Annotated in this window: 8 protein-coding genes and 1 pseudogene; 6 read left to right on the top strand and 3 right to left on the bottom strand. The window is 49.1% G+C overall.

The window, feature by feature from the left end; all coding sequences use genetic code 11:
- Positions 1 to 111: 111 nt before the first annotated feature.
- The 5 genes from WBV75_RS14410 (at position 112) to WBV75_RS14390 (ending at position 4,986) form a co-directional block, all read left to right on the top strand.
- The gene (locus WBV75_RS14410) at positions 112 to 1,269 is read left to right on the top strand and encodes an ABC transporter substrate-binding protein (protein ID WP_424121279.1); all 1,158 of its coding nucleotides are present in this window, start codon (positions 112 to 114) and stop codon (positions 1,267 to 1,269) included.
- Positions 1,266 to 2,294 (top strand): iron chelate uptake ABC transporter family permease subunit, encoded by a 1,029-nt coding sequence (locus tag WBV75_RS14405; protein ID WP_424121278.1) that lies wholly within the window; start codon positions 1,266 to 1,268, stop codon positions 2,292 to 2,294. The genes WBV75_RS14410 and WBV75_RS14405 overlap by 4 nt, the downstream gene beginning before the upstream one ends.
- A gap of 89 nt (positions 2,295 to 2,383) precedes the next feature.
- Positions 2,384 to 3,175 (top strand): ABC transporter ATP-binding protein, encoded by a 792-nt coding sequence (locus WBV75_RS14400; RefSeq protein ID WP_424121277.1) that lies wholly within the window; start codon positions 2,384 to 2,386, stop codon positions 3,173 to 3,175.
- A gap of 65 nt (positions 3,176 to 3,240) precedes the next feature.
- Positions 3,241 to 4,584 (top strand): DNA recombination protein RmuC, encoded by a 1,344-nt coding sequence (rmuC, locus tag WBV75_RS14395; RefSeq protein WP_424121276.1) that lies wholly within the window; start codon positions 3,241 to 3,243, stop codon positions 4,582 to 4,584.
- Positions 4,585 to 4,599: 15 nt separating this feature from the next.
- Entirely contained in the window at positions 4,600 to 4,986 is a 387-nt protein-coding gene (locus WBV75_RS14390; protein ID WP_424121275.1) for a 6-phosphogluconate dehydrogenase, read from the top strand.
- Between the two features lie 11 nt (positions 4,987 to 4,997).
- Here WBV75_RS14390 and pgl read toward each other — a convergent pair whose 3' ends face one another.
- Positions 4,998 to 5,711, bottom strand: a complete 714-nt coding sequence (gene pgl, locus WBV75_RS14385) for a 6-phosphogluconolactonase (RefSeq protein ID WP_424121274.1) — start codon at positions 5,709 to 5,711, stop codon at positions 4,998 to 5,000.
- A 7-nt stretch (positions 5,712 to 5,718) separates the two neighbouring features.
- Positions 5,719 to 7,245, bottom strand: coding sequence for a glucose-6-phosphate dehydrogenase (gene zwf / locus WBV75_RS14380; protein ID WP_424121273.1), 1,527 nt, complete (start codon positions 7,243 to 7,245; stop codon positions 5,719 to 5,721).
- 178 nt (positions 7,246 to 7,423) lie between these two features.
- Between zwf and gndA the strand changes: the two genes are divergently transcribed.
- Positions 7,424 to 8,833, top strand: coding sequence for an NADP-dependent phosphogluconate dehydrogenase (gene gndA / locus WBV75_RS14375; protein ID WP_424121272.1), 1,410 nt, complete (start codon positions 7,424 to 7,426; stop codon positions 8,831 to 8,833).
- 49 nt (positions 8,834 to 8,882) lie between these two features.
- Here gndA and WBV75_RS14370 read toward each other — a convergent pair.
- Positions 8,883 to 9,412, bottom strand: a pseudogene (locus tag WBV75_RS14370) (carbamoyl-phosphate synthase large subunit); the annotation flags it as partial.

The following is a 9,412-nucleotide window of genomic DNA, read 5'->3' as shown; positions in this document are numbered from 1 at the left end:
CATTATATCTTATCTAACAGACAACCATAATCCGCGGCTAAGATAAAGATCTTTATCTGGCTTTTGAATCCGGGGAATTAAAAATTACTTTTGAGCTCTGAATAAAACCGAATGAGAATTGGTTGTGTCTTAAGCCTGATCACCCTTATTTTAATAAGTTGCAGGGGGAATCCTGAACAAAAACAAATCAAGGAGCAGGACCAGACCCTCCGGACCTGGAAGCCCGATTATGCAAGGGGTTTCTATGTAGAAGAAATGCAATCCGGTATTCAATATTTAAATATTAAAAGTCCCTGGCCGGGCGCCGCAAAAACCTTTCGATATGCACTTGTTCCGCGGGCAAAACTCAACAGCCATAAACATCTAATCGATTCCGTGGATGGTATCATCGGCATCCCGGTAAAACGCTTGATCCTCACCTCGACCACTCATATCCCCGCTCTGGAAATTCTGGAACTGGAAGAACGCCTGGTCGGTTTTCCGGGGCTGGAGTATATTTCTTCCACAGGGGTTCGCGACCACATTGATTCGGGAAAAGTTGTAGAATTAGGAGTCAATGAAACTCTGAACACCGAATTGGCTTTAGCCCTGAATCCCGATGTTGTAGTTGGATTCGGGGTTTCCGGAGCGCCCAGTGCCTATACGACCCTGGAAGCTTCGGGTATTCCCGTGGTGTACAATGGCGACTGGATGGAGGAAAATCCTTTAGGGAAAGCGGAGTGGATTGTTTTTTTCGGTCTGCTTTTTGCCGAAAAGAACGCGGCTGAAAAGGCCTTCCGCCAGGTTGAAAAGGCCTATTTGGAAGCCCGGGAACTGGCAGCCAAAGCCTTGGAAAGGCCTACCGTCCTCAGTGGCTCCCTCTATCGCGATATCTGGTACCTCCCGGGAGGATCCAGTTGGGCCGCCCAATTCATAAAAGATGCCAATGCGCAGTACCTTTGGGAAGGTAACCCCGAAAGCGGTAGCCTTTCACTCAGTTTGGAAAGCGTTCTGGCAAAGGGTTCGAATGCCGATCTGTGGATCGCCCCCTCCCAGTTTACCTCTTACGGGGAAATGCAGCAGGCCGAAGCCCACTACAGCCAATTCAAGGCCTTCCGGGAGAAACGGATTTACACCTATGCCCTAAGCCAGGGGCCCTCAGGAGGACTCCTGTATTATGAACTGGGCCCAAGCCGGCCGGACCTGATTCTTAAAGACCTCGTGTATTGGTTTCATCCGGGCCTGCTCAAAGGGTATGACCCCGTCTTTTTCAAACCCCTGGAGCCATGAAGCATAAAAAAAACACCTACATCTTTGGTGGGTTGGTACTGCTGTTACTGGCTGCTTTTGGGGCAAACCTGAGCCTGGGTTCTGTTCCCATTCCGATAGAAGAAATTTTCAGCTCCCTGTTCGGAGGACAGACGGATCGCGAATCCTGGCAGTATATCATTTGGAATTACCGTCTTCCCAAGGCCCTGACCGCGATCCTGATCGGTGGAGGACTATCCCTGAGTGGCTTGTTGATGCAGACGCTATTCAGGAACCCCCTGGCCGGACCCTTTGTCCTTGGGGTAAGTTCAGGAGCGAGCCTCGGGGCAGCATTGCTTATTATGGGAGTTTCCCTCCTCGGCGGTCTGGGCGCCGGGTATCTCACCAGCGATCTGTCACTAATTGTGGCCAGTGGTCTGGGGAGTTTCCTGGTACTAATCACAGTTCTTGTAGTCGCCACCCGGTTGAAAGATTCCATGGCCTTGCTTATTGTCGGGTTGATGTTTGGGAGTATCACCGCCGCCCTGGTTACTGTACTCTCCTATTTTTCGCAGGCAGAACAACTTCAGAAGTATATATTCTGGTCCTATGGGAGCATCGGGAACCTGAGCTGGTCACAGGTGGGGTTGCTCTCCATTTTTGTACTCGCAGGAATTGGTATTAGTATAGGTCTTCTGAAAGCCCTCAACGCCTTCCTGTTAGGGGAGAACTATGCCGTCTCCATGGGCATCTCCACCAAAAGAAGCCGGAATTGGATCATTCTCGCCACAGGCTTGCTGGCCGGGGGAATCACCGCCTTTGCGGGCCCAATTGCTTTTATAGGGTTGGCAGTACCCCATCTGGCCCGGCAGTTGCTCGGTACCCAGGACCACCGTATTCTGCTTCCGGGCGTCTTGCTCTACGGGGGGATCTTAATGTTGGTCTGTGATGTGATTGCCCAGCTTCCATTCTCGGCCTACGTTTTACCCATCAATGCCATAACCTCCCTTGTGGGTGCTCCGGTCGTCATATGGCTGCTTTTACGCCGCAAACGAATACTTTTCTAAAGCAGAACCTCCTGTCGGATTTAGGTTTTTATGCGGGTTCCCCTTATTTTAGCACAGGTTCGGAAGACCTTTAAGCCGACTGCATTGACATGAATTCAGACTTGATTTATCCCTTAGAGGCAAAAGCACTGGAGATCGGGTACCGGGGGAAGAGTCGTAAAAAACGCCTGACGCCTCCCTTGAACTTTGCCCTGCCCCCCGGAAGCCTGAGTGCCCTTGTGGGCATCAACGGGTCGGGAAAATCTACCTTGTTGCGAACACTTTCAGGAATGCATACAGCGCTCACCGGTGAGGTCTTGCTAAAAGGAACTCCCATCCGGGACATGCCCCCGGCCGATCGCGCCCGGAACCTGAGTGTGGTACTTACCGAACCTATTGCTTCCAAAAATCTATCGGTATATGAACTGGTAGTCCTGGGAAGGCACCCCTATACCAATTGGATCGGACAACTCAGTGCAGAAGATCGCAGCCGTGTAGCCTATGCCCTGGAGCAAATGGAATTAGACGAGATAAGGCAGCAGCCCTGCCATACCCTGAGCGATGGGCAGCTGCAACGTGCACTTATTGCGCGTGCGCTCTCCCAGGATACGGCCCTGATGTTACTGGACGAGCCGACCACACACCTGGACCTCTATCACAAGGTCAAAATTCTCAAATTGCTCAAGGAAGTGACCCGGATGGCCGGGAAGACCATTTTATTTTCAACCCACGAAATTGACCTCGCCATTCAACTTTGCGATCACATTCTGATCCTCTCTGAGGACGTTTCCCAATTTGGAAGCCCTTGCAACCTTATTGAATCCGGTGGGTTTGACACTTTGTTTCCAATCGATACAATTCATTTTGATCGTACGCACGGAATGTTTAAGGTTAATAAGTAATGTATGGGCCTTCCTTTATATCTTGGGGCTTCTTCCTATATTTACTAATATAAATTGAGTGGCTGATGGAATTATGGATGCAGGTTGTCCTTGCACTTCTTTGCCTGGGGATAGGGTTTTTAGCCGGTGGGTATATTCTCCGCCTGAAAAACCAGGCCCTGGAGAGCAGCGCGCAGGCGCGTGAAGAACAATTGGGAAAGAATCTGGAGCAGGTAGGCGGTGAACTTCACGCCCTTAAGGAGGATATGCAGCGCCTGCAGACTGAGAAAGAATTATTAGGACAGGAGTTAATCCGAAAAGAAGCAGAAGTAGGTCACCTGCAGGAAAAACAAAACGAGCAGAAGAAGGAAATCCTCAAACTCCAGGATACGTTTACCAAAGAGTTTGAAAACCTGGCCAACAAGATCCTCGAGGAAAAGAGTTCTAAATTCACGGAACAGAACCAGAAAAATATACGCAACATCCTTACTCCCCTACACGATAAAATACAACTGTTTGAGAAAAAAGTAGAGGAAACCCGGAAAGAAAATTACGGGATCCACCAGGCGCTCAAAGAGCAACTGATGACATTGCAGAATCAAAATTTAAAAATCACCCAGGAAGCTGAAAACCTCACCCGGGCCCTTAAAGGGGAAAGTAAAATGCAGGGGAACTGGGGGGAACTGGTTCTGGAGCGCGTCCTTGAAAAATCGGGCCTGGAGAAAGATCGCGAATATTCGGTACAGCAGAGTTTTCGGCGGGAAGACGGGAGTCGATCCCTCCCCGACGTGATCATTCACCTGCCGAACGGGAACAAGATGATCGTGGACTCCAAAGTATCCCTGACGCATTACGAGCGATATGTTAACGCTGAGGAAACGCAGCGGGATAGCAATCTGAAAGAGCACCTGAATTCCCTTAAAAGGCATGTGGAGCAACTTTCTGCAAAGAAATACGAAGATATTTACGAAATTGAAAGTCCGGATTTTGTCCTGATGTTCGTGCCTATTGAAACTGCATTTACCATCGCTATCAATACAGAACCCGATCTTTATAACAAGGCTTTTGAACACAACATCGTTATTGTCACCCCATCGACGCTCCTGGCGACTTTGCGCACTATCGACAGTATGTGGAGCAACGAAAAACAAAGGCGTAACGCCATTGAAATTGCCCGGCAGGCCGGCGCGCTTTACGATAAATTTGAAGGGTTGGTCACAGACCTAACCCAGGTGGGGAAACGTATGGATGAAGCCAAAAATGAATACAGTGGGGCGATGAACAAACTCGTTACCGGAAGGGGCAACATTATCGGCCGCATTGAGAAGTTGAAAAAAATGGGGGCAAAAACCAAAAAATCCCTGCCGGAAACCATCCTTAAACGAGCCGAAGAAGCGAATCTTCCGGGTTCCGAAAAATTAGATCTATAACCAAATTGCACATGTATGTTTAAAAGTATTCTTTTCAAAGTTTTGGGAGTCCTCGGGCTTTTGATCGCCGGACTTTTTGTATTTCTGTATTACGTCACCTACAGTGAGGGGGTACGCTCCGGGGAGCTTATCAAATTCAGCCGGAAAGGCGTGATCTTTAAAACCTGGGAAGGCGAGATCAGCCAGGGGATTTCTGGCGCCCAGATTTTCAGTTTCTCTATTCTGGACCGTGACCAGGAGGTTATCGAATCAATGAAAGCTGCTGAAGGTCAGTATGTCAAGGTCAACTACGAAGAACGCTTTGCAACCTTCCCATGGTGGGGTGAGACCAAATATTATATCACCAGTGTTGAAGTTAAGGCTTCGCCACACTCGAATAAATTCGGAGGCAATTCTCCCTGAGAACTTATTTTTCAAAGGGCTCTTTCCGAGGCGGCGGCCTTATCGAGCAGCCATAACAGCCGTCCGCTAGAGGGGGCGACATGAGCGGCAGGGAACAGCGTACTCGCAGCACTGCTGTTTCTTATTTCGGCCAGAGGTGCAGCTTTATTGGCCCCTGTGACCAGGAAAACCACTTGTTTCGCATTATTGATAATCTGCCCGGTTAAACTGATGCGCTTTTGACCGCTTTCAGGATGGGTGGCTACTTCACATAGGGACTCGGAGCCCCATAATTCCATCTCATGCGGAAAAATAGAAGCCGTATGACCGTCGTCCCCCATCCCGAGTATCACGAGGTCTAATTGGGGAATCCCGCGATTTTCCGGAAGTGCCTCCTTAAGGACCATGGAATACCTTTGGGCTTCCCCGGCGGGAGGATTTTCCCCACGGATTCTGAAAACATGGGAGGGCTCCACTGGCACATTATCCAACAAATGCTTTCGGGTCATCCCGTAATTGCTCTGGGCGTCCCCGGGGGGCACACACCGCTCATCCCCCCAGAAAAGCATGAGCTCTTGCCAGGGCAAACGATTCTTATATTCATCGGCCAGGAGATCGAACCAAACCCGGGGGGTACTTCCTCCTGATAAGGCGATACTGCGAAACCCTTCTTCCGCGCTCCACCCCTCCAAATACCCGGACAAAGCCCGGGCTACTTCTGCCTTTGTATCGTAAATTTCAAACATCACTCCTTTATGTAATTACACAAAAACCGGGATCATCTGTCAGATGTTCTCCGGGATTCCGCCAGTAGTAGTTCCCTTCAATAAGGTCATCTGCATTCTTCGGCCCCCACACCCCTGCTGAATATCCAAAGGTAACAGCATGCGGATCCGTCTGCCAGTATTCAACGATCGGATCCACAAATTCCCAGGCAGCCTCAACCTCATCTGCCCGGGCATATAGCGTGGCATCTCCCTGCATGGCATCGAGTAACAACCGCTCATAAGCCTCCATTATTTTCTGATCCGCCAAATCTGAGTAGTAAAAATCCAGATTTGCACGTTCCACTTCAAAGCCCTGGCCCGGAACCTTTACTCCAAATTTAACGAGTATCCCTTCGTTGGGCTGAATGCGGATAATCAATTTATTGTCCTTGTTCTGAACGAGTGAATTCTTGAAAATTTGGTGGTGGGGTGTTTTAAAGTGAATCACAACTTCCGTGACCTTGGTCGGCATACGCTTTGCCGTCCGCACATAAAAAGGTACATCGGCCCAGCGCCAGTTATCCACGAAAAATTTAATGGCCGCATAGGTCTCCGTTTTCGAATTCGCATCTACCCCTTTCTCCTGCCTGTATCCCACAACCGATTCCCCATTGCACTCCCCTGCCAGGTACTGGCCCCGAATGGTATTTTTACTGAGGATATCCGGATCTTTCATAATCCGCAAAGATTTCAAAGCCTTAACTTTTTCATTTCGAATTTCCTCAGGTTCCGATCCGATGGGCGGTTCCATAACTACCAGTGAGACGATCTGCAACAGGTGATTTTGAAACATATCCCTGAGGGCACCCGAGGAATCGTAGTACCCTCCCCGGTTTTCCACCCCCACACTTTCAGCGTTGGTGATTTCTACGTGATGAATGTAGTTCCGGTTCCAAAGGGGCTCAAAAATACTATTGGCAAAACGGGTGACCAGAAGGTTCTGTACGGTTTCTTTTCCCAAATAATGGTCAATCCTGTAAATCTGGGATTCCTGGAAGTACTTTTGGAGGTTGAGATTAAGCTGATGCGCTGATGCCAGGTCATAGCCAAAGGGCTTCTCGACAATAAGGCGTGTCCATCCGCCATTTTCTTTCGTAAGGCCTGCCGTATTGAGGTTTCGCGCAATAGTCTCATACAACGAAGGTGGGGTGGAGAAATAGAATATTAGATTTCCTTCCGTTTGCTGATCGCGGTTCAATTCCTCTATCCGTCCCCGCAGGGCAGAATAATCCATGTCGTAGGAATCCCCGAGGTCGTGATAAAAAACCAACTCTGCAAAAGACTTTCGCAGTCCGTGGTTTTTAATGGTTTCAGGAATGTGCTTGTTTTTAAGTACAACCTCTTCACGGAAAGAAGCGTCATCCGCATCACTTCGACTGATTCCCAATACCGCAAACCTTTTGGGAAGGTGTTCTTCCTGATACAGGTTAAAGAGTGCCGGCATCAGTTTTCGTTCCGTGAGGTCTCCCGAGGCTCCGAATATGATGAGAAGTTGAGGTGATGTTTTATCCATTGTGCAAACTGTCCTCGGTTCACAGCACAGCGATAAGGGTAGATACAGCTGTCCTGGGAATGCCCTGTTTAAGTTGAATATTTCCCCTATTTTTGAAGAATCCCGTACGAATATAGAACTTATTTACCGGGGTGAAAAATCAGGTTGCAGAAGGGTACAAACCTTAAAATAACGAGCCATGCATACAGAGAATACATATGAATTCGGACTTGTCGGTCTTGGGGTAATGGGTAGGAATTTTATCCTCAATGTGGCAGAAAACGGTTTTAGCGCCCAGGGATATGACCTGATGCCCGAAAAGGCAGAAGCCCTTCGAAAAGAAGGCGCCTCTGTTGGAAAAACAGCTGCCACAAGTGACTTAAATGAATTTGTTTCCGCCCTGTCCAGACCCCGAAAGATAATGTTACTGGTGCCTGCAGGAAGGATTGTCGATCAGGTGATCGAAGATCTGCTTCCAAAACTGGAAGAAGGGGATCTGCTGATTGACGGGGGTAATTCCCATTTTCAGGATACGGACCGCCGGGAAGCGTACTTAAAATCAAAAGGTATATTTTTTATGGGTGCCGGAGTTTCAGGAGGTGCCGAAGGTGCGCGAAAGGGCCCGAGCATCATGCCCGGGGGTGCCGCGGAAATCTACCCTGAAATTCAACCCATTTTTGAAGCCGTTGCCGCCCGGTATAAAGGCGTGCCCTGTGTTGCATACCTCGGCCCCGGGTCGGCAGGGAACTATGTAAAGATGGTTCACAATGGTATCGAATACGGACTGATGCAACTCACCGGGGAATTCTATCAACTTCTGGCGGAACTGGGCGGGTTTACGAATGCAGACCTCAGTGAGGTTTTTGGCCTTTGGAACCAGGGTCGCCTGCAGTCGTTCCTCATAGAGATCTCTTCGGTTATTTTTAGTCAAAAAGACCCCCTGGATAGCGGGGACCTGATCGATAAAATCCTCGATAAAGCCAAGCAAAAAGGGACTGGAAAATGGACTTCCCAAAATGGGATGGATTTGGGAATACCCGTCCCAACTATCGATACATCGGTGAGTATGCGCGCTATGTCTGCCTTAAAAGCCAACCGGGAGACAGCCGACAGGATGTACGAAAAGCCCAAGCGAACTTTAGTGGATAAAGCGGAGCTGGAAGAGGTATGCGAGCCTGCGTTGTATTTTGCCTTTGTCATGACCTATGCCCAGGGGCTGCACCAACTCTCTGAGGCCTCTGACGAATATGGGTATAACCTCAATCTGGCGACCATCAGTGAGATATGGAGGGCAGGCTGTATCATACGTGCCCGGGTGCTGGACGATATCGCCTCGGCATTTCGTTCAGCACCCGGATTGCCCCATTTGTTGTTATCCGGGGACTTTGTCGACCGGGTTTCCAATTGTGTCCCGGCCGCCCGTATCGTACTTCAGCACGCTATAAGTAATGGGATTCCGATGCCGGCCCTGTCCGCATCTTTGAGCTATTTTGACGCATTTACCACGGGTAGACTGCCTATGAACCTCATTCAGGCCCAACGAGATTATTTCGGCTCCCACACCTATCAGAGGACCGATCGGGACGGGACTTTCCATACCGAATGGTAAAACAAGGCGATGCGTCCTGCTTCCCATCCATAAAAACGGGATCCACACCTTATTTACTCAGGTACATTTTCCTCCGGGAATACAGGTTATAGAATTCATCGTCTTTAAGGCTTTTGATAAATAAGATACTCTCCCCGGTACTCTTCATTTCCGGACCCAGGTTTTTATTCACCCTGGGAAACTTATTAAAGCTAAAGACGGGTTGCTTGATCGCAAAACCTTCGAGGGACGGGTTAAATTTAAAATCAGAAAGCTTCTTCTCCCCGAGCATGATTTTGGTAGCGTAGTTCACATAGGGTTCCCCATAGGCTTTGGCGATAAAAGGAACCGTTCGGGAGGCCCGGGGGTTGGCTTCGATAATATAGACCTGATCTCCTTTGATCGCAAATTGTATATTTATGAGCCCCACTGTATTGAGCGCAAGGGCGATCTTATGGGTGTGATCCTTGATTTGTTGCAGGACGAATTCGCCCAGATTAAATGGTGGCAAGGTCGCATTGGAATCTCCGGAGTGTATTCCGCAGGGCTCAATGTGCTCCATGATTCCGATAATATGTACCTCTTTACCATCGCAAATAG

Source organism: Robiginitalea sp. (assembly GCF_049588695.1).
GTDB lineage: Bacteria > Bacteroidota > Bacteroidia > Flavobacteriales > Flavobacteriaceae > Robiginitalea.
Note: the sequence above shows the minus strand (reverse complement) of the source record. Positions and strands in the feature narration are given on the sequence as shown.